Raw genomic sequence first — 475 nt, forward strand, 5'->3', positions numbered from 1 at the left:
GTCGAGCTTCACGCGAAACATCGCGTTGGGCAGCAGCTCGGCAACCACACCGTTGAATTCGATCAGGTCTTCCTTGGCCATCCGGCCTCCGACTAAGAGTGAAAATTGGGCGAAGCGGGCCGGAAAATGGGCTTCGACAGGGGGTTAGTCAACGCCTTCCCCTTCCCGACCATGCCTCCGACGGCCTAAACTCCACGCATGTCAGCATCCCGCCTTGTCACCGCTATTGCCTGCCTTCTCGCGCCCGGCCTGTCATGGGCCCAGACGCCACCACCGATACCGCCCGCACCCAATGCCATCACCGCGCCGGCCCAGAAGACGATCGGCGTCCCATCGGCGCGCAAGAAATCGGAGGCCCTGATCGTCCTGAATGCGCGCGGCGCACAACTGGCCGGGGCCACGCTCACCCTCGACGGTGTCGCGCCATCGGCCATCCTGTTCGCGAGCCGGCCGGTGCGCAGCGCCGGGCATATGC

The 475-nt window shown here is 65.3% G+C and carries 1 protein-coding gene and 1 pseudogene; one reads left to right on the top strand and one right to left on the bottom strand.

Features of this window, described 5'->3' with window-relative positions:
• Positions 1-81 (bottom strand): annotated as a pseudogene (locus JG676_RS07850) (translation initiation factor IF-1); the annotation flags it as partial.
• Positions 82-198: 117 nt separating this feature from the next.
• Here JG676_RS07850 and JG676_RS07855 point away from each other — a divergent pair.
• The coding region (locus tag JG676_RS07855; protein WP_200217874.1) for a hypothetical protein at positions 199-475 on the top strand (277 nt) is incomplete at its 3' end.

Origin of the sequence: Campylobacter sp. 2018MI34 (assembly GCF_016598975.1) — a bacterium.
In the GTDB taxonomy this organism is placed as follows: Bacteria; Campylobacterota; Campylobacteria; order Campylobacterales; family Campylobacteraceae; genus Campylobacter_D.